Origin of the sequence: Nonomuraea sp. NPDC005730, from assembly GCF_040630865.1 — a bacterium.
GTDB lineage: Bacteria > Actinomycetota > Actinomycetes > Streptosporangiales > Streptosporangiaceae > Nonomuraea.
Map to the genome: position 1 here is coordinate 1 of NZ_JBEXYK010000034.1, position 23,146 is coordinate 23,146.

At 73.8% G+C, this 23,146-nt stretch carries 16 protein-coding genes; 7 read left to right on the forward strand and 9 right to left on the reverse strand.

Annotated features, from left to right (window positions below; genetic code table 11):
- Positions 1-190: 190 nt before the first annotated feature.
- The 3 genes from ABZ444_RS30870 to ABZ444_RS30880 are packed head-to-tail and all read right to left on the reverse strand — an operon-like array spanning position 191 to position 7,415.
- Positions 191-2,959, reverse strand: coding sequence for a hypothetical protein (locus ABZ444_RS30870; protein WP_358004304.1), 2,769 nt, complete (start codon positions 2,957-2,959; stop codon positions 191-193).
- On the reverse strand, positions 2,956-6,090 hold the full coding sequence (locus ABZ444_RS30875; protein WP_358004307.1) for a hypothetical protein: 3,135 nt from the start codon (positions 6,088-6,090) through the stop codon (positions 2,956-2,958). Before ABZ444_RS30875 ends, ABZ444_RS30870 begins: the two co-directional genes overlap by 4 nt.
- Positions 6,087-7,415, reverse strand: coding sequence for an SWIM zinc finger family protein (locus tag ABZ444_RS30880; protein ID WP_358004310.1), 1,329 nt, complete (start codon positions 7,413-7,415; stop codon positions 6,087-6,089). The genes ABZ444_RS30875 and ABZ444_RS30880 overlap by 4 nt, the downstream gene beginning before the upstream one ends.
- On the opposite strand from ABZ444_RS30880, the gene ABZ444_RS30885 reads away from it, so the two are divergent.
- Both ABZ444_RS30885 and ABZ444_RS30890 read left to right on the forward strand, forming a co-directional pair.
- Positions 7,390-7,656: a hypothetical protein gene (locus tag ABZ444_RS30885; RefSeq protein ID WP_357972357.1), complete on the forward strand. Its 267-nt coding sequence runs from the start codon at positions 7,390-7,392 to the stop codon at positions 7,654-7,656. The genes ABZ444_RS30880 and ABZ444_RS30885 overlap by 26 nt on opposite strands.
- 55 nt (positions 7,657-7,711) lie before the next feature.
- Entirely contained in the window at positions 7,712-9,391 is a 1,680-nt protein-coding gene (locus ABZ444_RS30890) for a tetratricopeptide repeat protein (RefSeq protein ID WP_358004313.1), read from the forward strand.
- Positions 9,392-9,433: 42 nt separating this feature from the next.
- Here ABZ444_RS30890 and ABZ444_RS30895 read toward each other — a convergent pair whose 3' ends face one another.
- Positions 9,434-10,984, reverse strand: coding sequence for an alpha/beta hydrolase (locus ABZ444_RS30895; protein ID WP_358004316.1), 1,551 nt, complete (start codon positions 10,982-10,984; stop codon positions 9,434-9,436).
- A gap of 128 nt (positions 10,985-11,112) precedes the next feature.
- A complete protein-coding gene (locus tag ABZ444_RS30900; RefSeq protein WP_358004319.1) occupies positions 11,113-14,289 on the reverse strand; it encodes an amidohydrolase family protein in 3,177 nt (1,058 codons plus the stop codon).
- A gap of 349 nt (positions 14,290-14,638) precedes the next feature.
- Here ABZ444_RS30900 and ABZ444_RS30905 point away from each other — a divergent pair, with 349 nt between their 5' ends.
- A complete protein-coding gene (locus ABZ444_RS30905) occupies positions 14,639-15,079 on the forward strand; it encodes a hypothetical protein (protein ID WP_358004322.1) in 441 nt (146 codons plus the stop codon).
- Positions 15,080-15,106: 27 nt separating this feature from the next.
- Here the strand turns inward: ABZ444_RS30905 and ABZ444_RS30910 are convergent, their stop codons facing one another.
- The gene (locus ABZ444_RS30910) at positions 15,107-15,754 is read right to left on the reverse strand and encodes a TetR/AcrR family transcriptional regulator (protein ID WP_358004566.1); all 648 of its coding nucleotides are present in this window, start codon (positions 15,752-15,754) and stop codon (positions 15,107-15,109) included.
- 290 nt (positions 15,755-16,044) lie between these two features.
- Between ABZ444_RS30910 and ABZ444_RS30915 the strand changes: the two genes are divergently transcribed.
- The 4 genes from ABZ444_RS30915 (at position 16,045) to ABZ444_RS30930 (ending at position 20,065) form a co-directional block, all read left to right on the forward strand.
- Entirely contained in the window at positions 16,045-17,268 is a 1,224-nt protein-coding gene (locus tag ABZ444_RS30915) for an oxygenase MpaB family protein (protein WP_358004325.1), read from the forward strand.
- Between the two features lie 177 nt (positions 17,269-17,445).
- Positions 17,446-18,345, forward strand: coding sequence for an aminoglycoside phosphotransferase family protein (locus ABZ444_RS30920; RefSeq protein WP_358004328.1), 900 nt, complete (start codon positions 17,446-17,448; stop codon positions 18,343-18,345).
- Positions 18,346-18,440: 95 nt separating this feature from the next.
- Complete coding sequence (locus ABZ444_RS30925; RefSeq protein ID WP_358004331.1) at positions 18,441-18,980, forward strand: RNA polymerase sigma factor; 540 nt, start codon at positions 18,441-18,443, stop codon at positions 18,978-18,980.
- Positions 18,977-20,065, forward strand: coding sequence for a CU044_5270 family protein (locus ABZ444_RS30930; RefSeq protein ID WP_358004334.1), 1,089 nt, complete (start codon positions 18,977-18,979; stop codon positions 20,063-20,065). Before ABZ444_RS30925 ends, ABZ444_RS30930 begins: the two co-directional genes overlap by 4 nt.
- A gap of 48 nt (positions 20,066-20,113) precedes the next feature.
- Here ABZ444_RS30930 and ABZ444_RS30935 read toward each other — a convergent pair whose 3' ends face one another.
- From ABZ444_RS30935 to ABZ444_RS30945, 3 genes are all read right to left on the reverse strand, one after another.
- Entirely contained in the window at positions 20,114-21,343 is a 1,230-nt protein-coding gene (locus ABZ444_RS30935; RefSeq protein WP_358004337.1) for an alpha/beta fold hydrolase, read from the reverse strand.
- Between the two features lie 13 nt (positions 21,344-21,356).
- Positions 21,357-21,815 (reverse strand): MarR family transcriptional regulator, encoded by a 459-nt coding sequence (locus tag ABZ444_RS30940; RefSeq protein WP_358004340.1) that lies wholly within the window; start codon positions 21,813-21,815, stop codon positions 21,357-21,359.
- Between the two features lie 116 nt (positions 21,816-21,931).
- Positions 21,932-23,107: an ROK family protein gene (locus ABZ444_RS30945; protein ID WP_358004343.1), complete on the reverse strand. Its 1,176-nt coding sequence runs from the start codon at positions 23,105-23,107 to the stop codon at positions 21,932-21,934.
- Between the last annotated feature and the right edge of the window lie 39 nt (positions 23,108-23,146).

A 23,146-nucleotide genomic window follows, 5' to 3' on the forward strand; every position in this document is an offset into this window, starting at 1 on the left:
TTGTGAAATTAACTTCATCAGTCCCAAAAGGTGCCGGGCCGGGCCGACCCCGGCGCCGCTTCGGCATGTCCGGCACTGATCCCGGCGCCGCTTCGGCTTGGTCGGCGTTGATCCCGGCGCCGCTTCGGCTTGGTCGGCGTTGATCCCGGCGCCGCTTCGGCTTGGTCGGCGGGATCGGCGCCGGGCCGGTTCAGGGCTCCCGGGTCAGCGCCTGGTGGAGGCCCCGGCAGGCCCGGGTGAGCGAGGTCGAGCCGCGTCTGTCCGCGTGGGCGGCCACCTCCGGGATCCCGCCGCGCGCGCCGGCCCACATGGCGACCTCCGTGGCCAGCACGACGGCGTCGGTGTGCGCACCCCGGGCCCGCTCGCCCTCGCGCGGGAGGAGGACGGCCAGGAAATGGCGCAGGATCGTCCACACCTCGGCGTGCGCGCCCTGCCGGGCGGCCAGTTCCAGCGACGGCAGGGCGAGGCCGGCCCCTGAGCCGCTGCGGCGGCTCAGCATGCCCAGCAGGCGGCCCGTCTCGGCGGCGGGGAGCGCGCCCCTGGCCGCCAGTTCGAGCAGCGGGGGCACCGCGTCGTCGCCCTCCACCGTGAGCAGGTAGGCCAGTACCAGGGCCGTGGCCGGGCCGGACCCGCCTTCGGCCGGCGCCAGGCCGCGCAGGTCGTCGATGCCGGGCGGGACCGCGTGGTCGAGCAGGCCGAGCGCCAGATGGGCCGCAGCGAGCTCCCGGTGGTGGGGCGTCATGCCCGGCCAGAAGTCACGTGACCCGCGCCGGAAGCCACCCCTCCCGGAGGGCGCGGCCAGCAGGGCGTCGGCGTGGGCGAGGCCGGTGGGCTCGGCAGGCGGCCAGCTCACGGCGGCGATCCCACGCCGGTCGAGGGCATGGGCGTGGGGCGCCGAGCCGAGGTCGGGGGTCCAGGTCACCTCGACCCGCGGGGGAGGGGGCGCGCCGCGGCCGAGCCGGCGGGCCACCGTGGCGGCGGCCGCCGAGCCGATGCCCTTCGCCCGTTCTGCCAGGTCGGGGGCGGGATCGGGCGGGAGGCGCAGCAGGGCCTGTGCCAGATCGAACTGCAGCGGTTCGCGGCCGGAGCGCGCGCACCCGGCCAGGCGGGTGAGCAGGGTCTCGGGGTCGAGGTGGCCGTCGGCGCGGGTGGGCGTGGCCAGCAGGACCGGGGGCAGGGCGCCGGCCTTCGCGGCGCGCAACAGCTCGTCGAGGCGGGACAGCAGGAAGGCGTGGGGGCCGGCGCATCTTTCGGGGCGGGGGAGGCGGTTCCAGTCGGCGGGCGCCGGTCGGGCGCCGGGGTCGTAGGGGTCGGTCTCGACGTCGTCCGTCCGCAGCAGCTCCTCCTGCACGTCGTCGGGCAGCTCGTGCAGCGGGAGCATCGTACGCAGGCCGGGGAGCAGCCGGAAGGCCGTGGCCGCGAGGTTCACCATGCCGTCGTACAGGGCCTGTCCGAGGTCGTCGGGCGAGCCGGGCCCGCTCCGGTACGGCGGCCGCCGCCGCGGCGGACGCGAGCCGGGCGGCCCGGGATCCTCGCCCGGGTTGACGAGCTCCCTGGCCAGCGCGGTGCACCAGTCGCGCGGCGACTCCCACACCGGCATGTCGTAGAGCACCGGCCGCAGCTCCTCGCCGAACCGCCGGGCCAGCGTCTCCCGCAGCGGGCCGGGGTTCGCGTGGGCCTCCCGCACGACCGCCGCCAGCCACGCCTCGACGGCGATCCAGCCGGCCTCCGCCGGCGGTCCGGCCTCCGGGCCGCGGACGGGGAACGGGCCGGGGACGGTGGCATCGGGCAGTCGGCCAGGGGTGAAGTCGCCGGTCCGGCCCGCGCCGAAGCGTTCGTGGAGCCGCCGGGCCGCGGCCGGGGGCAGCAGCTCGGCCCCCTCCAGGATCGCGGCGGTGTCGGTGAGGTGGCCGGCGTACTTGAGGGTGAGGGCGACCGCGCGGTCGCGCACCTCGTGGGAGGCGTGCGCGAACGCGTTGGTCAGCGCCGTGACGTGGTCGTTCACCCGTTCCGGGTGGGCGCCGAGGTCGCGGTCGAGCCAGGTCAGGCCCTTCACCGCGAGCTTGGCCTCCGGGCGGAAGGTCATCGACTCGACGGCCTCGGCGACGTCCGCCGGGTCGAGCCGGGCCCCGCGCACCTGCCGCCAGGCCAGCTCGGCCACCGGGCCCGGCGCGGTGGCCAGCAGCCGCAGGTAGTCGCGCACCCGCCCGGCCGTCTCCGCCGGCGTGGGCGCCACGAGCGTGTGCAGCCGGACGAAGAAGCGCAGGTCACGCGCGTCGCCGCCGAGCAGGAAACGGCGCACGCAGCCCGCGATGACCTGCTCGCGCGGCAGCGCGCGGCCGGTCAGGGCCAGCCAGTGGGACGGCTCGGGGGTGAGCCTCTCCTCGGCCAGCGCCCGGCCCGCGCCGGCCGCCTCGAAGATCCGCGGAAGCAGGTGGGGCGTCAGCGGGTCGTCGGCCACGGCCGCCGCCGACAACCAGGCCGCCACCAGCGGCTCGTGGTCGGGCGGGGTGACCGCGCCGTCGCGCAGCAGCGCCAGGGCCAGCGGTACGGCCCGGTCGTCGGGACGGCGGACGCGGCGCGCGAGCCGGACCGCCAGGTCGGCCCGCCAGGCCGCCGGGCGGCCGGAGACCGCTCTGACCAGCCGGTCCGGGCTCGGCCCGCCGGACGTTCCGGGATCGAGGTCGCGCTTCATCAGCCAGGTGGCCGCGCCGGCCGGGCCGGGAACGGTCGCCGCGCCCACCATCATCAGCGCCTCGGCGGGGCCGGGGAGCTGGTCGAAGGCGTCCCAGCGGGCGGCGAGCAGCCGCGGGCGCAGCTCGCCGAGCAGGCCCGGCAGCTCGGCGGCGACGGCGGCCCGCTCGTCGCCGGTGAGGTTCGGCAACCGCGACGCCAGCCGCTCGGTGTCATGGGCGAGCACCAGGCGCCTGACCTCGGCGCGGACGTCGTCGGCGGTCATGACGTGGCTCCGGTGAGCTGGGCGTGGAGGCGCCGGCACGCGTGGGCGAAGCGGGTCGTCCGGCGGCTGCGCGCGAACTCGGCGACGACCGGGATCTCCCCGCGCGCGCCGGTCCAGAGCGCCACGTCGGTGGCGAAGGCGACGAGCCGGGTGTGGCTCACGGTGACGCGCCGCCCCTCGCCGGGCAACATCACGGGCAGCAGGGCCCGCATGACGCGCCACACCTCGTGGTGGCCACCGGCCTCGGCCAGCCGGGTCAGGGCCGCGATGGCGGGGGTGGTCTCCTGCCAGGTGCGGCGCAGCACCAGCGCGAGCTGGCGGCCGATCGCCTCGGCGGGCAGCTCGCCCCTGGCGGCCATGCGCAGCACCAGCGGGATCATGTCGGGCACGTCGCCGGCCAGGAGGAAGGCGAGGATCACCGCGGTGGACTCGCCCATCGGCCCCTGGGCGATCTCCAGGCCGGTGATCTCCGCCGGAGCGGTCCAGGTGCCCCAGTGGCCGCGAAGCAGGTAGGGCAGGAAGTTGACGGCCACGACCTCGCGGTGGGAGGGCAGAACGGCCGGCCACGCCCCCAGCGTGTGGCCGGACTCGCTGTCCATCCATTCGCGCGGTTCACGCAGCAGCACCTCGTCGATCAGCCGATGACCGGTCGGGGCCGTCACCCGCAGCACGGGCCGCAGCCTGACCTCGGTGAAGTGTTCCGGCTCACCGTCGCCGAACTCGACCATGGACGCGTTGACCATGTGACGCCACACGTGGCCGCACTCGGGGTCGGCCATGCCGTCACCGGCGAGCCGGCGGGCGGCCGACCGTGCCGCCTCCGACTCGACCTTGGCGGCCCGCTCGGCCGCCGCCGGATGGCGGCCCCGCGGCAGCCGCAGCAACGCCTGCGCCAGGTCGGCCGGGAGCGGCTCCACCCCGGCGGCGGCGCACGTCTCCAGCCGGCCGACCAGCACGTCGGGGTCGAGGTGGCCGCTCGTCCAGGTCGGCGTGGCCAGCAGCACCGGCGGGAGGGTGCCCTCGCGCAGGGCCGCGGCGAGCTCGGCGTAGCGGTGCAGCAGGAAGTCGTGGGGCGGGGCGATCCGGCCGAGGAGGGGCAGCCGGTTGCGCCGCCGCCACTCGTCCTGCTCGGACAGCGCCTCGGGCAGGTACGAACGCAGCCGCGGCGGGACGAACACGATGGTCACCTGCGCGAGCGGCTCGTCCGGGCCCGGCGGGGGCACCGGTTCCCCCAGCCGCATCGCCGCGATCCGGGTGGAGTCCACGCCGAGCGCGGCCATTTCGTCGTAGGCGTGGTCGAGGACGTGGTACGGCATGGCCTCCACGGAGTCGTCGTACCGGACGCCGGGCCTCTTCCGCACCGGGTGGAGATCGTCGGGTTCGTTCAGCCGGATCCGGCCTCCGGCGAAGGGGATCTCCTGGTCACCCTCGCGGGCCACCGCCTCGGCCGGGCCCTCGTCGCTGTTCCAGGTGATGACGAAGACGCGCAGCGGGGCGTCGTCGTCGAGGAAACGGCCGGGCCGGTAGCCGCCGCCCATCATGATCCGCCTGGTCGACGGCTCCGGTTCGGGCTCCTGCCCGCGGGTGACGGCGTGCACTCCCATGGAGTGGCCGGCGCGGTCCCAGAACCTCTCCGGCTGGATCGGCGGGAGCTCCGGCACGCTGCCGGGGGTGACGAGCTCGGCGGCCAGCGCCGCCTGCCAGTCGCCGGGATCGAGGCACACGTCCTTGAGCCGCCAGTGGCCGTGGGCCTGCTCGACGTGGAACGCGAGCGTGCTGCGCAGCTGCGCGCGGTCGTCGGCGACACCGGTGACGAAGGCCGCCAGCCAGCGCTCCTGGTCGATCCAGGGCTCGTGCCGGCCGGGGAAGATCGACGGCTCGGGGAAACGCCGCGCCTGCGAAGGTTCAGGCAGCGGCGGGAACTCCTTGGGCTCCAGCAGCTCCTCGACCGGGATCTCCCCGCCGAACCGCCCGGCCAGCTTCGCGCCCAGGTCCGCGGGGAGGTCGCGGACGGCGTCGAGGATCGCCTCGGCGTGCTCGGTGAGCAGGCCGGCGTGTTTGAGCGTCAGCTCGACCGCGCGGTTGCGCACGTCGAAGGACGTGTGCGCGTACGCCGTGGTCAGCGCGGTCACGAAGTCGGCGGCGGTCTCCGGCGTGGCCCGGATCGCCTGGTCGAGCCAGCGCAGGCCGGTGGCGGCGAGCTTGGCCTCGGCCCGGAAGGTGAGGGCGTCGACCGCCTCGACCAGGTCGGCGTGATCGAGCGGCATCGCGGCGCGTACCTGCGCGGCGGCCAGCTCGGCGACCGTGCCCGGCGCCGACGGCAACAACCGCAGGTAGTCGCGCAGGCGGGGAGCCGACTCCGCGGGCGTGGGATCGAGCAGCGTGTGCAGCCGGACGAAGAAACGCAGGTCCTGCTGCTCGCCACCGCGCAGGAACCGGCTCACGCAACCGTCGAGCGCCTGCTCCCTGGGCAGCGTGCGGGCGACGGCGGCCAGCCAGCGGGAGGGCCGGGGCTGCAGCGACTCCTCCCGCAGGACGCGGCCGGCGCCGTCGGCGTCGAAGACCCGGGGCAGCAGCACAGGGGCCAGCGGGTCGCCGGGCACGGTCGGCAGGGACAGCCAGGCGGCCACCAGCGGGTCATGGTCGGGCGGCACCGCGCCGGACTGGCGCAGCAGCTCCACGGCCAGCGGCGCGATGCGGTCGGCGGGACGGCGCACCCGCCGGGCCAGCCGGACCGCGACGTCCCGGCGCCATTCCGGGGGACGGGCGGCCGCCACCCGGCACACCTGGTCGACCCTGACGTCCGGCGCCCAGCGGCGGTTGACGTCGCGGCCGGTCATCCACGTCACCGCGGCGGCCGGGCCGGTGATGAGCCCGACGCCGGCCACCAGCAGCGCCCTGGCCATGCCGGTGAACAGCTTCTCGACCTCCCAGGAGACCATCTCCCCGAAGTCGTCGGGGTGCTCGGCGCGCACCTGCTCGGTGCGGACCCGGCGCAGCTCCTTGACCAGGCCGGGCAGCTGCCCGGCCAGCTCGGCGCGCTCCTGCTCGGTGAGCGTGACCAGCCGGTCGGCCAGGCGGCCGGCCTCCTTGCGGACGACGAGGTCGCGGATCTCCGTCCAGAGGGTCATCGGGAGACCTCCACGGCGGCGTGGGCGACGATCCGGGCGGCCAGCACGTGTTTGCACGGGCCACGGGAGCCGCGATGGTCCCACCACCACTCGCAGGTGCAGGAACCGTCGGCCAGCGAGACCTGACGCGTGCCGCCCGAGGTGCGGACGGTGGCCGACTCGCCGTCGAGCCGCACGGCGCCCGCCTCGACGAGCCTGCGCGCCTTGGCCAGCCGCGGGTTGAGCACGATCACGTTGTCCTTGTCGTAGGGCAGCTCGCGGTGGAAGTGGGCGGCCTCCGCCAGGTCGTAGCCGACCCGGCCGGCGACGCCGAGCTGCGTCAGCGCGGCCCGGACCCGGTCGGCGGGGATGCCGGCGCGGTCGGCCAGCAGGCCGATCTCGACCTCGGGCTCGAAGTTGAGCAGCATGCCGACCAGGTCGGCGTCGTTCTCGGCCTCGTCGGTGGCCAGGTCGTCGAGCACCGCGCCCTCGCCGGAGAAGCCGCGCCAGCGCTCGGGGGAGAGGGTGAGCGTGTAGCGCATGCCCGGCAGCTCCAGCTCCCAGGCGCTGGAGGCGGCGTCGGACGGGCCGTACACCCGCAGGGCCTTGGCGAAGCGGAGCAGCGGCAGGAGGGTGGCGAGCCGGTTGGGGCCGGCGAGCTGGACGGATCCGGGAACCCGGCGGTCGGAGACCTTCAGGTCGCGCCCCGCCTGCGCCACCCACACCGTGCCCTTCCTGGGCAGCCCGCGCAGGAAGCGCACCGCCGCCATGCCGGCCAGCTCGCCGCGCTGGTCCATGCCCGAGGCGATGACCTGCACCTCGGCGAACCCGCGCAGCCAGCGCTCGGGCAGCGGCACCTTCTTCTCCACCACCGCGCCGTCCGTCGTGGTCACGACCAGCTCGTCGAGGCCCACTCCCAGGTGCAGCGAGTCGCGCGCGCCGATGCGCGCCAGCGCCTCCCGCAGCGGGGCGTTCACGTCGACGTTGGTGGTGCCCCGGTCGAACACCTCGCCGTCGAGGGCGCCGTCCAGCAGGTCGAGCCGGGCGTACACGCCGCCGCAGGCCGAGAACGACTCGAACCGCAGACGGTCGCCGTTGCACGTCACCACCGGGTCGCGCACCCAGCCGGGCCGCTCCTGCGGCTGGTGGTAGCGGGCCAGCGCCACGTCGGCGACGCCGAGCAGGGCCGCCGCGGCGGGGGCGGCCTGGGTCACCACGCCGCTGAAGAAGCGGGGGGCCACGGCGGGGCCGGACAGGGCACGGCCGCCGGAGGTCGCGAACCCGAGGCGACCGTCGATGAGGGAGGAGGGCGCGGCGTACGTGTACGCCTGCGTCGCTGAAGTCATGGCCGGGACGATAGATCGCGCCACCGACAAGATCTTCGTGTCGCCTTCCGCCAATCTTGAGGCCAGATCATCTTTAATTCCGGATGGTCTACTCATTTCGGACACGCCGGTTTATGCTCTGGGCATCTTGAAGTGGATCACTCCCCGGGAGGCGCCCATGAAGAAGATGACCATCCGCCGCAAGAGCACGCAGCGCCTGATGTCCGGTGCCCGCCGGCTCTGGATCGAGTGGTGCTGGTAGGTGCCGAGACGGCGGGCGCTCTCGGGTGCCCGCCCCTGCGGCTCCCGGTGCGGCCGTGAACCGCTTCGACTGCCATCGCGGCCACGGTCCCTACGCCGGGGTCGCCGGATTCCTCGCCACGATCGCCGCCGAGCGTCCCCGCCTGGCCGCCCGCCATCGGGTCGAGCTGTACGCGATCGCCCCCTGGCTCGACCGCACGGCGCGGCCGGCCGCCGAGGAGGAGCCGATCAGGTTCCACCCCGCCCGCCGCACCGCCTGCCTGGCGTACGGCGCCGCCGAGTTCGCCGCCGCCTGGGCCGGCACCCTCCGCCGCCCGGTCACCGTCACCTTCGACCACGTCGCGAACGCCGACGAGACCACCGCCGAACTGCTGGACACCCTGGTCCCGCGGACCGCCGCCACCCCGCTGCGCCTGGACCTGCGTGACGACGGCCCCGCCGAGCCGCCGCCGCTCCCCACGGCCCCGGACGCCGTCCGCGCCGCCCTCGGCGACAGCCTGGCCCGCGGCTTCTACCACCACGCGGCCCGCGTCGCCGCCCACGGACGCGCCCTCGTCACCCCGGACGGCGACCTGCGGCAATGGTGGGCCTGCAGCACCGGCCTGGCCACCGCACTGGCGGCGCTGGAGCGCGCCGAGGAGGCGCTCGATCTCTACGACGAGGCCCGCGCCGCCACCGGCGACCTGAAGATCAACATGTCCGCCGCGTACGCCACAGCCATGTTGTACGCCCGCCACCTCCCGGCCGCCCGCCAGGACCCCGCGCGGGCGCGGCACTGGCTGGAACAGGCGCTCGAACTGGCACAGGGCGTGGACGACCCGCGCCACCAGGTGATCTCCACCGTCTTCTACGAGCAGGGCCTGGCCTTGCTGGACGCGAGGGCAGGCGCGCCCGACCAGGCGCTGCGGCTGGTCGACGACGGGCTGGCCAGGCTGACCGCGGTGCTCGCGCCGGGCGAGCACCCGCAGCACCTGGCCCGCCTGCGGCACAACCGCGCCCAGGTGCACCTGGCACTCGGCGACCCGGAGCGGGCCCTGGCCGACCTGGACAGCGTGATCGCCCACGATCCGGACAACAGCGAGTACTACGTGGACCGGGCCGCCCTGCACCGGGCGGCCGGTCGCGTCCAGCCCGCGATCAAGGACTACGGCACCGCCATCAGCCTGGGGCCGCACCTGCCCGAGGCCTACTACAACCGCGCCGTGCTCCACCTGGAACGGGGCCGCGACGAACGGGCCCGCGAGGACCTGGAGCACGCGCTCGCCATCGACCCCGGCCACCTGGACGCCCGGATCGCCCTGGTCAATGCCCACCTGGAGCGCGGCGCGCTCGACGCCGCCGAACGGGACGCGCTGGCCGGCCTCGCGCTGGCCCCCAAGGACCCCGCGCTGCTGTGCACGCTCGGCCTGATCCGCTCCGAGCGCGGCGAACCGGCCGAAGACCTGTTCACCCAGGCGCTGGAGGGCGACGAGACGCTGGTCGAGGCGTGGACCAACCGCGCCGCGGTCCGCTTCGAACGCGGTGAGGTGAGCGCCGCCGTGGCCGACCTGGACCGGGCGGTTGCCCTGTCGCCCGCGCCCGAGCCGCGCTACAACCGGGGCACCGCGCTGGCCCGGCTCGGCCGCTGGGAGGAGGCGGCCCGCGACTTCGCCGACGCGCTCGCCCAGCCCGGCCTGGACCGGGCGCTCCGCCGCGACCTGCGCGCCGAACTGGCCCGCTGCCAACGCTCCGGCTGACCCGCGGCGGGGCTCACCCCGCCGGTCGATCCGCGGCCGGGGTCACCCCCGGCCGGTCCCGTCGCAGGTGGTGTCCTCGCCGGGCAGGACGCCGTCCACCAGGTACCGGTTGACGGTGGCGTCCACGCAGGTGTCGCCCGCGGCGAGGTAGGCGCCGTGGCGGAAGGCGCCGCGCAGGGTGATCATGCGCGAGCCGGTCAGCGCCCGGTGCATGGACCGCTGGCCGGCGAAGGGCGTGACGGGGTCGCCGTCGGCCCCGACGACCAGCAGCGGGACGTCGTTGCCGAGCTCGGTGGGCGCCTCCACCGGTGCGCCCGGCCAGAAGGAGCAGGGGCCGAGGTTGCGGGTCATCGGCCCGAACAGCGGCTCGTCCGCGCGGTGGGCCTGGATGTCGCGGTAGTAGGACTCCAGGTCGCGGGAGGCGGCCCGGTCCGCGCAGAGGATCGGGGTGCCCGACCGGTCCTCGGCCGGCCCCGACCCGGTGAACAGGCCGTCGAGCGTCTCCATCAGCGACGCCGGGACGGTGACCGCGTCGCCGCGGGCGGCGCCGGCCAGCGTCCGCACCTCCGCGGCAAGGCCGGCGTACGCCTTGGCGCTGTCGTCGTAGAGGCGGATGAACAGCAGGTAGGGGACGTGGTGGGCGCCGATCCGGTACGCGCCGACGCGCAGCGGACGACGGGACGCGGCCCGGTTCACCCGCTGCACGGTGGCCAGGACGTCGGCCTCGGTGGCGCCCAGGCCGTACTCGGAGTCGCGGGCGGCGGCCCAGGAGGCCCAGTGCCTCAGCGCGGCGTCGATCGCCGGGCCGTTCGCGGACAGCAGGTCGGGGCCGTAGACGTCCGGGTCCACCGCGCTGTCCAGCACGAACCGGTCGGCGCGGCTACCGAACAGCTGCGCGTAGACGGCGCCCAGGTAGGTGCCGTAGGAGTAGCCGAGGTAGGACAATCTGGGCTCGCCGAGCGCGGCGCGGATGACGTCCATGTCGCGGGCGGTGTTGCGGGTGGAGGCGTGCGGAAGCAGGTCACGGTTGCCCTGGACGCATCCGGCGGCCAGCTCCTTCATGAGGGTCGCGCTCTCGTCGAACGTGCGGCGGGTCGGGCCGGCCGACCGGGTGGGGGTGTCGGTCGTCCACCGGCAGCGGATCGGCGTGCTGCGGCCGACGAAGCGCGGATCCATCCCGATCAGGTCGTAGCGGGCCGCGACGGCGGGCATGAGCCTGCCGAGCAGCGGCTGTCGCAGCCCGCTCCCGCCGGGACCACCGGGATTGATCAGCAGGACGCCCCGGCGCGCGCCGGGATCGGCCGCCTTGATCCGTGAGATCGCCACCGACACGGTCCGCCCCCGGGGCCTGCGGTAGTCCAGCGGGACGGTGACCTCGGCGCACTGGGCGCCCGCCGCGTCCAGAGCCGCGCCGGTGTCGTCGCCCGGACCGGTCGCGCAGCGGTGCCAGGCGAGCGCCTGGCGGTGGAACCTCGTCACGCCGCCGGTCCCGTTGTCACGCATGACGTCCGCCGACGCCTGGCCGGTGACCGCCATCCCCGCCATCAGGGTCGCGCTCGCGGCGACGGCTGTGACGACCTTTCGTGCACGCACAGAAAGCCCCCTCTTCTGATGATGTCGGCACCGACGCTAGGGGGAGTGCGGTTGATCTTGATCGGCCGAACGGCCGACCGGGATCGGCCGTTCGGACATTCCGGCGTCCTGACCCGGGCGGGATCCGTTCAGTGGCCGTCGCAGCAGGCGGTGCGGGCCTGGTCGAGGTGGGCGGGGGCGTTCCACCAGTGGCCCGCCGTGCTCGGATGGACGGGGACGCGGGCCTTGACCCCGCCGCCAGGCGCGGAGACCGCGGAGGCCGCCTGGTCGGTGGCGGTGGCGGACGGGTAGGGCGCGAGAAGCCGCTCGACGGTGTGATGCCTGCCGCCGACGACGACGGCGGTGACGTTGGCCGCGTCCTCGATGCGGGACAACGGGTCGCCGTCGACGATGGCCAGGTCGGCGTACATGCCCTTGGCGATCCGGCCCAGCGGGAGGCCCAGGTACGCCCCGGACGTGCTGGTCGCGGCGGAAAGCGTCTCGCGCGGGGTCAGGCCGTAGCGGACCATGGCCCGCAGGTTCATGTGCAGGCTGAGCCCGAGGTGGTCGATCGGCGCGTCGGTGCCGGCGGTGACCACGCCGCCGCCCCGGATCATCGCCGTGAGCTGCGCGACCTGGTTGGCGAGGTTCGTCCGGACCACCTGGACCGTCGCCGGGTCGGCGGTCTGCGCCGCGGTGACCGTCGCCCGGAGCGCGGCCATCCGCCAGTTCGGGTAGAGCCGGCGCACCCGTTCGTCGGTGACCAGCGAGGTGTCCTCCCGGTACAGGGTCGAGGAGTTGAACAGGGTGGGCGTCCTGGCCATCTTCGAGGCGTTGAACATGGAGATGACGTCGGAGTACGCCGAGCCGACGTTCGTGACGGTGCGCGAGTAGCCGAACCGGTTGGTGGCGCCGACGTGCTCGGTCTGGTCGCCGCCCATGGCGATCGCCGGATAGTGGTAGTGCGAGCTGACCGGCTTGCCCTGGCGGTGGGCCCAGTCGATGACCTCCCGGTGCCAGCCGACCGGCAGCCGCACGTAGCACTTCAGCAGGTCGTAGTCGAGGGCGGCGGCCCGCCGCAGTTCGAGCCGCAACTGCTCGTGCGAGTACGTCGGGCGCATGAAGTTGTAGTAGATGCGCGCCCCGTCGATGGCCTCGCCGGTGCCCAGGTAGCGCGGCGCGAGCCGGGCGCCGGACTGCACCGACTCCCGTTCCTCGACCATGTGGTACGCGGGCGAGCCCGGCGAGCGCGTGGTGGTGACGCCCAGGGCCAGCCACAGCGGCCCCTGCCGCGACCCGTAGGCGTAGCCCTGCATCTCGCGGTGGTGGTGGATGTCGATCAGGCCGGGCATGACGAACCTGTCGCGGGCGTCGATCAGGTCGCCGGGCCGTCCGTCCCGGTGCGGCTCGATCGCGGCGATGCGCTGGCCCCGTACGACGATGTCGACGTCACGGACGACGCGGCCCGAGACGCCGTCCCACATGCGGCCCGCGTGAATGACGACCTGGTCGGGGCCGGGGTCGTTGCGCCAGGTCAGCCGCACGGGGACCGGCCGGGCGGGTCTCCCGTCGAGGCTCGCCCTCTTGAGACGGCCCTCGTTCAGGTAGAGGAGGGTGGCCGAGTCGCCGGCCCAGACGGGGGCGTCGGAGACCTCCCGGGTGACCTGACGGGCCGCGCCGGTGGGCCGGCCGGTCCGGTCGACGGGCAGCACCCACAGGAGCGACTCCATGGCGAAGGCGAGCATCGTGCCGTCGGGTGACCAGACGGGGCCGTCGTCGCCGCGGGTCTGCAGGGACCGGTGGGGCGCGGGGTCGACGTACGTGCCGGCGCCCGTGGCCCGGTCCACGAGCAGGATCTTGGACAGCCCCTCCCGGTAGCGCCGCGAGTACGGCACCACCGCGGCCATCGCCAGGGTCCTGCCGTCGGGCGACCAGGTCGGGCGGCCCGGTTCGAAGGTCGCGTCGTAGATCTTCTGGCGGTCGCCGGTGGAGACCTCCACGACCCACAGGGCGCCGTCCTGGTCCAGGTAGGCGATCTCGTTCCCGTCCGGTGACCAGCGGACCGACAGGGCGGCGGAGTCGGTCAGCCGGGTCACCTGCCGGTCGGCGCCGGTGTCCAGGTCGCGGACCCAGACGTTGAGCGTGCCGGTGCGGTCGGTGACGAATGCCAGCCGCCGGCCGTCCGGGGAGAAATCCGGGTCGGCTTTCCACCAGCGGTCCCGGAAAAGCGGTTCGGGCGTTCCGTCGCCGCGCATGAGATAGATGTCGTTGAGCGCGCGGAAGGCGATGGCCGAGCCGTCCGGTGAAACGGCCGGACTGCCGATTCCGGCGACCGGGAACGAGCCCGGCTCGTCGAATACCCGGACCTTTTTCCGGTACTTGGGAGTGGTCGTCGTCAGCGCGGCGGTGAAGCCGACCGTGCCGGCGGTGGCGGAGCCGAGGCGGCGGACCTTGATGGTGCCCGCGGAGGTGTAGTAATAGCGTCCGTCCGCGGCGAACCGGGCGCGGAACGGGAACACCTCCTCGCCGGTGACCAGGGCGCCCGCGGTGCCGGCCAGGTCGTTGGCGCCCGAGTGGAAGTGGTGGTAGGCGAGGTCGGCGCCGTTCGGCAGCCAGGACGGCTGGTGGACGACCTGCCCGGCGGGCACCGTGACCGCGGTGGCGCGCGTGCCGGTGGCGACCTCGACGACGTCGATCCTGGTGTCGGCGACGACGAAGGCGATCCTGCGTCCGTCCGGCGACCAGGCCGGCTCGTACTCCTCGGCGGCGCCGTCGGTCAGCACGCGGCTCGCTCCGGTGGCGACGTCGAGCAGGTGGATGCCGTAGCTGCCGCCCGCGTCGGAGGAGTACGCGATGGTGCGGCCGTCCGGGCTGTGGCGGGGCTCGCGGTGGTCGAACGGGCCGGTGGTCAGCTTCCTGATCGCGGACCCGTCGGGCCGGATCGTCCACAGGTCGAAGACGCCGTCGCGGTACGACTGGAACACGATCGTCTCGCCGTCGGGGGACCAGTCGGGCTGGGCGACGTCGTACAGGTCGCTGGTGAGCCTGCGGGCGGCGCCCCCGGAGGACGAGCAGACCCACAGGACGCCGAGCAGGTCGAGGGCGAGCAGGCGGCCGTCGGGCGAGGGCGCGACGGCGAAGTCGGTGCCGGAGGTGACGGCCGTCCGGCCGGCGTCCCGCGCCACGCGGGCCCGCGCCGGTGCGGCCGGGACCAGCGCGGCGGCCAGCGCGGTGCCGCCACCCGCCAGGACGGCCCGCCGGGACGGCCCTGACATCGATCCGGACGGGGAGGGGAAGGCGTCGGAGGGAACCGGTGCGTGGGACATCGCGAATTTCCATTCCACTGTTCAGATGGTCGGCGAAAGGCTGAACGTGACGACGCGGATTCATGGTCCCAGGCGAATTGCCCAATCGCCTCGGAGTTCGTCTGATCGGCAATCGCTGCGTGGCTGGAATATGCCATTAGGAAGGTAGATATGTCGGTCAAAAGAATAAGTCAAGAGGGGCGGGCGGGACGGGGGCACTCGATGGGTCTTCCGCGTCCGACGGGGCGGAGGCGCGACAGGCGGTCGCAGAAGTGGGTCCAGCCCCACCCACCCGTACGGCCAGGCCCATGTTCCGGCCCGGCGGGTGCTTCCTAGGCTCGCTGCCACAACGACACGGAGGAGACAGATCATGACGAACACCGGCGACCTCACGACCGCGACGACGGCCCTAGGCGACGCCCGTACCCAGGAGGCCTTCGCCATGGTGAGGAAGTGCGTCACGCTCTTCGGGGCCGTCGGTGTCATCGTCCTCGGCGTGGTCGCGGTGATGGCGTTCACCGGCGGCGAGGCGTCCGCTTTCATGTGGATCCGGGGGGCCGTCCTGGTCGCGGCCGCTCCGCTGATCCACCGGATGACCGTCCGCGCTGCGGAGGGGTCGTACAAGGCGTTCGACCGGGTGCGCACCCTGTCCACCGTGCTGCCGATCGCGATCATCGGCGTGGACCTGATCCCCGGCCTCTGCCCGGCCTGGTACGCCGTGCTCCAGGGCCTGTCGGCGTCGGCCCTGGCCGGCGTCGCCGTCATCACCCGCGGCTCCGCGCTGCGCGCCGCCTTCCCCGGCGAGAAGTGACGCCCCCGGGCCCGCGCGGCAGGGGGGTCAGGCGGGCGGCCGGAGCATGGGCACGAGGAAGCGCCTGGCCACCTCGGCGAGCTGCCCGTCGTCGTCGAGGTCGATGACGGCGCTGGGGATCGCCAGGAAGGAGGTGGAGATGCGCACCATCATCTCCGCCACCAGGTCGGCGTCGAGGCCGTCGGACACGTTGCCCGCGCGTTGCTCCCGGCGGAGCTGGCCGGCGACGAACTGCCGCACCGTGGCGAGGGTCTGGCCGCCGTCGGTCATCATGGACGGCACGAGCAGGTCGGGCTCGGTGGCGATGAGACCGCCGATCAGCGGGTTGCCGCGGATGGCCCGCAACGAGCTGACGAAGCCGAGGACCACCCGGTCGGCCGGGGTGTGGGCCTGCTCTATGTCGATGAGGAACTGGTCGAAGTAACGGCGGAACTCCCGGCGCACCACATGCTCGACCAGCGTGTCCTTGGTGTCGAAGCGCCGGTAGACGGTGATCCGCGACACCTTGGCCAGGCGTGCGACGTCCTCCATGGTGGAGCGCCTGATGCCCATCCGGCAGAACTGCTCGTAGGCCGCGTCGAGGATGCGCGTCCGTAACTCGTCGGGGTCGCCGACGCGTTCGACGGCGTCGACGAAGGCGCGCTCCAGCAACGACTCCGAGCCCGACGGCGCCATGAAGCCGGACAGCACGGATTCCACGATCACCTCCTGGATCGATTCTGCCTCAGGGGCGGGTCTTGTGATGTCCATCACAACGTGCTCTCATGATGATACACAGACTCATGGTTTGTTTCTCAGTATCACCCACTTCTCGGCCCCGGACGAGAAGGAGGAAGCGGCGTGGGAGAACTCAGCAGGCGTGATTCCGGCGACGGCGCCGACACGCGCTCCCTGTTCGGTGGATCTCCGGCGAGCCGATCGAGACTGCCCTGAGCGGGACCCCCCATCTCGAAGGAGTGCAGAGCATGGCAGAGCTGAGCAGGCGCGAGATACTGATCTCGGGCAGCGCCCTCGGAGCCCTCGGCGCGCTGGGGATCACCTCCCCGGCCCAGGCCAAGACCCTCGCCGACGGCTGGGAGTGGCCCGCATCCGGCTCGGTCGAGGGCTCCGGCACCGGCGCCGACCCTCGATGGGTGTGGGACGACGTCGCCGACCCGCTCCTCGCCTCGCTGTTCGACCGCGGGCTCATCCCCGAGGTCAACCGGCTGCTCCACGACTGGAACCGCAACGACCAGCCCCTGCCCGCCGGGCTGCCGGCCGACCTGCGGGCCTTCATCGAGCAGGCGCGCCGGCTCCCGTCGTGGGCCGACCAGAGCAAGCTGGACGCCGCGTCGCGGTTCCACGCGCTCAAGGGCAACTACATCGTCGTGCTCACCATCGTCGGGGCCGGCATGCTGGCCACCGCCATCCCCAAGGAGGCGCGCGCGGTCTACTACTCCGCGGGCGGCGCCGACCTGAAGGACCGGGTCGCCAAGACGAACGTCCTGGCGTACGCGGTCAGGCCCCAGAACGCCTGGGGGCCCGGCGGGACGGCCGTGGTCGAGGCCGTCAAGACCCGGCTGGTGCACGCGGCCGTGCGGCACCTGCTCAAGTCGTCCCCCCACTGGCCGGGGCCCATCCCGATCAGCCAGGAGGACATGCTGGTCACGTGGCACACCCTGGCGACCTACTCCATGCGCGGGATGCGCGAGTGGAAGGTGCGCATCTCGGCCACCGAGTCCGCGGCGTACCTGCACTCGTTGCAACTGCTGGCGCACATGCTCGGCATCAGGGACGAGTTCATCCCCGCCACCTGGGAAACCTCCTACGCCCAGTCGGACATCGTGCTGCCCAGGAACATGGGGCCGACGCCGGAGGGCGTGGAGCTGAACGACATCCTGCGCGGCATGCTCGCGGAGCTGACCAGCCCCGGCAGCATCGACAGGCCGCTCGTCAACGCGTTCTCCAGGTACCTCACCGGCAACCAGGCGGCCGACTGGAACGGCATCCCGCGCCAGCCGCTGTGGGACCCGGTCGTCAAGACCGCCTGGCCGCTGCTGGTGGCGTTCAGGGAGGGCGTGATCGGGCTCCCGCTGGTGCCCGCCGCGGCCTGGCTCCTCGACGAGATGATCAAGAAGTGGACCACGTTCTACCTGACCAAGGGCGCGCAGACCAAGATCGTGATCCCGACCGGCAACCGCCCCGGCTGACCCCGGCGGGTCCGTCCGGGAACGCGTACAGGACAGCCCCGGAGGTCGCGGCGGGCCGGGCCACCGGCCCGCCGTCCCCGGTGGTCCTCGGATAATCGGGTCGACAGGCGGGCTCGCGGTGCACTGTGATGGTCCGGCCGCCCGCCGCACGGAGCGGGCCCGTCGCTGGAGTCGTCCTTGGCAGTCCCGGGCACCGCGCACGTCCGCCCCACGATCGACGCCGCCCTGGTCAGGAGGCTGATCGACACGCAGTTCCCGCAATGGGCCGCGTTGCCGCTGCGGCTGCTCGACCCGGCCGGCTCGGACCACGTGATCTACCGGCTGGGGGAGGAGCTGTCCGTCCGGCTGCCCCGCCACGCCGACGCCGTCGGGCAGGCCGACAAGGAACTCGAGTGGCTGCCCAGGCTCGCGCCGCGGCTGCCCCTGGCCGTCCCGGTGCCGGTGGAGGTGGGCGAGCCCGGCTTCGGCTACCCGTGGCGGTGGGCGGTGTCCCGCTGGCTGGAGGGCGAGGTGGCCACCGTCGAGGCGCTGGCCGACTCGTCCGCGGCCGCCGAGGGGCTGGCGGAGTTCCTGGTCGCCCTGCAGCGGTTCGCGCCCGGGTCCGTCCCGTCGCTGCAGGGCCGCCCGGACCTCGCCGGGCAGCCGCTGGCGGGCCGCGATCGCGCGACGCGGGCCGCCATCGCGGCGCTCGGCGGCGTGTTCGACCGCGCCGCCATGACCGGGCTGTGGGACGCGGCCATGAGCGCCCCCGGCTGGGACCGTGCGCCGGTCTGGTTCCACGGCGACTTCCACACCGGCAACGTGCTGACCGTCGACGGCCGCGTCAGCGCGGTCATCGACTTCGGCGGGCTCGGCATCGGCGACCCGGCCGCCGACCTGATGATCGCCTTCACCCTGATGTCGGCCGGCAGCCGGGCCGCCTTCCGCGCCGCGCTCGGCGTGGACGAGGCCACCTGGACCAGGGGCCGCGGCTGGGCCCTTGCCACCGGCCTGAACGCGTACACCGCCTACGCCGCCGTCAGCCCGAGGGTCGCCGCGCAGACCACCCGCCAAATCACCGAGGCCCTCGCCGGCTAGACCGGTTCGCGAGAGATCCGGAACCAGGATGTAAGAAAGCCGCCCTTCGGACCACATGTTCTACGAACGACTCATCCGCGACCGAAGGACACGGTTTGCCCGACCCACACGAGCGCTTCACCGTGCTCTACGACACCTACCGGCCGCGGGTGTACGCCTACGCGGCCGGCCGCGCCGGGCACCAGCTCGCGGAGGAAGTGGTCAGCGAGACCTTCCTGGTGGCCTGGCGGCGGCTGGACGACATTCCGGCCCACGCCGAGTTGCCGTGGCTCTTCCGCGTCGCCCGCAACGTCCTGCGCGACGACTTCCGGCAGACCGTACGGCGTCAGGCCCTGGAGGCCGAGCTGCGGACCTGGGTCGAGGAGGCCGCACTCGACGCGGGCGAACAGGCCACCGAGCGGGTCGCCGTACTGCGGGCGCTGGCCTCCTTGTCCGAGGCCGACAAGGAGCTGCTGACCCTGACCACCTGGCACGGCCTGTCCACCGCGGAGGCGGCCGAGGTGCTCGGCTGCACCAAGGCCGTCTTCTTCGTCCGGCTGCACCGGGCGCGTCGCCGGCTGCGGTCGGCGATGGAGGCCGGCGGCACCGCCACGTCCCCCCAGCCCGTCACCGTTCCAGGAAGGAAGCTCCGATGAGCCGCAAGCCCGACCCGATGGACCTGCTCGCCAAGGCCCGCCCGGCCTCGCTGGACCGCGGCTCGCGGCTCTCCGCCGCCGACGTGCTCGCCCTGGCCGCCCTCGACTCGCCCGGAGAGCCTGGTCGCCGGCGCCCGCGCCCGAGACGGAGCCTGCCGGCCACCCTGCGCTTCACCGCCGTCGCGGCCGTCGCGGTGGCGGCGGTCGTACTCGTGCGGAGCACGGACCACCGGCCCGCGGCGCCTGCCCCCGTGTCCGCCCGCACCGTGCTGCTCGCCGCCGCGCAGCGCATCGAGACCGCGACCCCGGTGACCGGCCGCTACTGGCACACCGTCGGGCAGAGCATGGCGCTGCAGAGCGCGGGACAGGGGCCCCCCGGCGGCGGGACCCCCAAGAGCGTCAGGTACCGGGTGACGTGCGCCCACGAGCTCTGGATGGCGAAGGCGGCGCGCGAGCCCAGCTGGCTGGTGGTCACCGCCCAGTCGGGCAAGCCGCTCACCCCGGTCGATGAGGAGATCTGGCGCGGGCAGGGCGCGTGGCGGCTCGGCGACTGCGCGGGAGCCGCCGTGCCCGGGGTGGGCGGGGTGCTGCCCGCGCCGCCGTTCGCCAACCGGCTCGACGACAGTCGCAACCCGGAGGTGTCCTACCCCCAGGTCGGTGCCGCGCACGTCACCACGGAACAGGTGATGGGCCTGCCGGACGATCCGGCGGCGCTCAAGAAGGTCCTCCAGCGGTGGACCGGGCCGATCGGTCAGCCGTCCGACGAGTCGTTGTTCGCGCAGGCCACCAGCCTGCTGTCCCAGCTGCCGACCACGCTCAAGGTGCGGGCCGGGCTCTACCGGATGCTCGCGGGCCTGCCGAGCGTGCGGAACATCGGCGCGACCGGCGACCCTCTGGGGCGCGTGGGGACGGGGATCGAGCTGCTGGGCGGATCGCGGCGGATCATCATCGACGACGCGTCCGGCCGGCTGCTGGCCGTGGAGGACCGGCTCTCCGACGGCGACCGGGCGCAGGTCACCGCGTGGACCGCGCTGACGGCGTCCGGCTGGACCGACGCGAGCCCGGTGCTGCCCAGGAAACTCTGACCCCCCGCCGGGACGCCGGCCGACTCGGTCGCGCACGGGAATGCGGCGTCAGCGGTGGGGGCGGAAGGTGCGGCGGAGGTCTGTCACCCATTCGTCGGGGATCTCCCACGGGATGAAGTGCCCGCCGCGCTCGTGGGAGGTGATGTCGGCGTGGTTGTACCAGGCGGCCCGGTCGCCGTCGAGGAAGCTCCGGATCCGCTGTTCGCCGGTCGTCACGCCGGGCGGGTTCTCGAAGTCGACGAACGTGATGCCCGTGGGCGCCTCGACGACCGGCCACCGGTCGTGCGACGGCGTCCAGGGGTAGCGGTTGTTGTTGGCGTAGGTGCGGATCGAGCTGTCGATCGTGTTGCCGGCCCAGAAGATCGTCGCGTGGGTGAGCAGGTCGTCTTTGGTGAACACGTTCTCGACGTCGCCGTGGTTGTCGGACCACTTCGTCCAGCGTTCCAGGATCCAGGCCAGCATGCCGGCGGGGGAGTCGGCCAGGCCGTGGCCGAGCGTGGACGGCGCCAGCATGTGCGCCGCCAGATGCACCGCGAACCGCCGGTCCAGCTCGACGAACCGGGCGTGCACGTCGGCGGGCAGGCCGTCCGGGATGGGCATGCCGCCGCTCAGGTCCCAGGCGCGGTCGCCGTTGAAGAAGGTGAGCTTCTGCGCCGAGCCGATGTGGATCGCGTACAGCTCGTCGGCGTACTTGTGGCCGAGTTGGCCGGTGACCAGCGCCCCGACGTCGCATCCGGCGGCGGCGTACCGGTCATGGCCGAGGACGCCGGTCATCAGCTCGTGCCACACGTCGGCGATCTTCCAGAAGTTCATGTCCGGCCGGCCGTCCAGCGGGGCCGAGAAGCCGAAACCCGGCAGCGACGGCACGATCACGTCGAACGCCTCCGCCGGATCCCCTCCGTGGGCGCCGGGGTCGGCGAGCGGGTCGATGACCTTCGACCAGTGCCAGAACGTCCAGGGCCAGCCGTGGCTGAGGATCAGCGGCACGGGGTCGGGGCCGACGCCGGGCTTGCGCATGAAGTGCACCGGCACGCCGCCGACGTCCACCCGGTGGTGCTCGTAGGCGTTGATCGCCCGCTCGGCCGCCCGCCAGTCGAAGCCGTCGGCCCAGTAGGCGACCAGCTCGCGCAGGTACTCGCCGCGCACGCCGTAGAAGCCGTCGTCGTTCCCGGCGGACGGCGACCATCGGGTCATGGTGAGCCTGCGGCGCAGGTCGTCGAGCACCTCGTCCGGTACGTGCAGCGGCTCCGGGCGCAACGGGAAGGGGCGATTCGTCAAGGGAACTGTCCTCCTAGTCTTCGACACGCGCGGCGATCTCGGTCAGGCGGCCGAGGACGCCCGCGTACCGGGCCAGCTCCGCGCGCTCGTCGTCGCTCAGGTGCGCCACCAGGCGGGCGACCCGCGCCACCCGGTCGGCGCGCCGGGAGCGCACGATGTCCCGGCCCTCCTCGGTGAGGGTCAGCAGGACGGCGCGGCCGTCGCGCGGGTCGGGGCGGCGCGAGACCAGCCCGTCCCGTTCGAGCCTGGCGACCAGGCTGGTGAGCGCGGGCTGCTTGAGCTGTTCCGTCGCCGTCAGGTCGGTGAGCCGCATCGGGCCCTTGCCCGCCAGCGTGTGCAGCACGGACAGGGTCGAGAAGCTGAGCCGCCTGACCGAGGGCAGCCGGATGAAGTACGCGTTGAAGTCCTCGATCGCGCCGACCAGCTCGTCGAGGTCGAGCGCGGGGCCGGGGTCCGCCTGAGAGGATGCCACGCCCTATTCATATCGAACTTCGATATAACTCCACGAAGGGCCCGGCAACGAAAAAGGCGCGAAGGGTCGCCAGGTTTCCCTGGGCCTTCGCGCCTTGGCTCGATATATTCGGTGGACTACACCATTAATGAGGAAGGGGGCTCCGCGACCGACAGGTCGATCTCCGGGTCGAAGAGCACCTTGGCCAGATGCTCGACGCCGTGGCACACGGCCCCGATGGCCACGCACTCGTCCCCGAGGACGGAGGCCCGCAACTCGGGCGTGCGCAGGCACATCGTCTCCAGCTCGACCCTCAGCGGCTCCATGAGCACGTCGGCCGACCGCGAGAACCCCCCGCCGAGCACCACCAGGTCGGGGTCGACGGTGAGGGCCATCGCGGTGGTGGCCAGCGCGAGCACCTTGACGTAGCGCAGGACGGCCCGGCGCGCCTCGACGTCACCCTGCCTGGCGGCCTCGAACACCGCTCCCGCGACCGCCTCCGGCGGCGTGCCGGGCTCGACCGACGGGACAGTCTGCAGCAGCTCGCCCACGTGACCGAGGTTGAACAGCGGATGCACGCCGATCTCCCCGGCGGCGCCGCCGCTGCCGCGCAGGGGGACCCCGTCGAGCACGACGGCCGCGCCGGCCCGGCGGCCGACGTGCAGGAAGATCAGGTTCCGCGCGTCGCGGGCGATGCCCCTGCGGCACTCGGCCAGCGCGGCGAGCCTGCTGTCGTTCTCCACCAGGACGGGGCAGCGCAGCCGGACGCCGAGGTGGTCGGCCAGCGGCACGTCCGACCAGTCCTGGATGGCCCGCGAGAGCACGACGCGCCCCTGCAGGTCGACATAGCCCGTGCTGCCCGCGACCGCGAGCCAGACGTCGGGGCCGGCGGTGCCCGAGCCGGTCAGGCAGGCGTCGATGGCCCGGTCCACGGCGGCCAGCCGCTCGGCGCGCGGCTGCTCGGGGGTGACCGGCTCGCGGGTGGTGTGCAGGACGTTGCCGTCGAGGTCGGCCACGACCACGAGCACCTTGTGCGCTCCTATGTCGAGCCCGAGCACCCGGCCCGCCTCCGCGTGGAACCGGTAGCGGCGCGCGGGCCTGCCCTTCTCGCCGCCGCTCGGATCCATCTGGACCACCCAGCCCAGCTCCATGAGGTCCTTGACCACCACCTTGATGGTGGCCCTGGCCAGGTCGGCGCGCTCGGCGAGCTGGGTCAGCGTCGCCGGCCCGCCGGCGCGCAGGGCCGAGAGCGCGGCGAGCGCGTTGAGCCGCCGGAGCCGCTGAAGGTCGCCGCCGGTCACGGAGAGCGTCACTGATGACCCTTCTTGACGAATCTTAATGGTGAGCTCCAT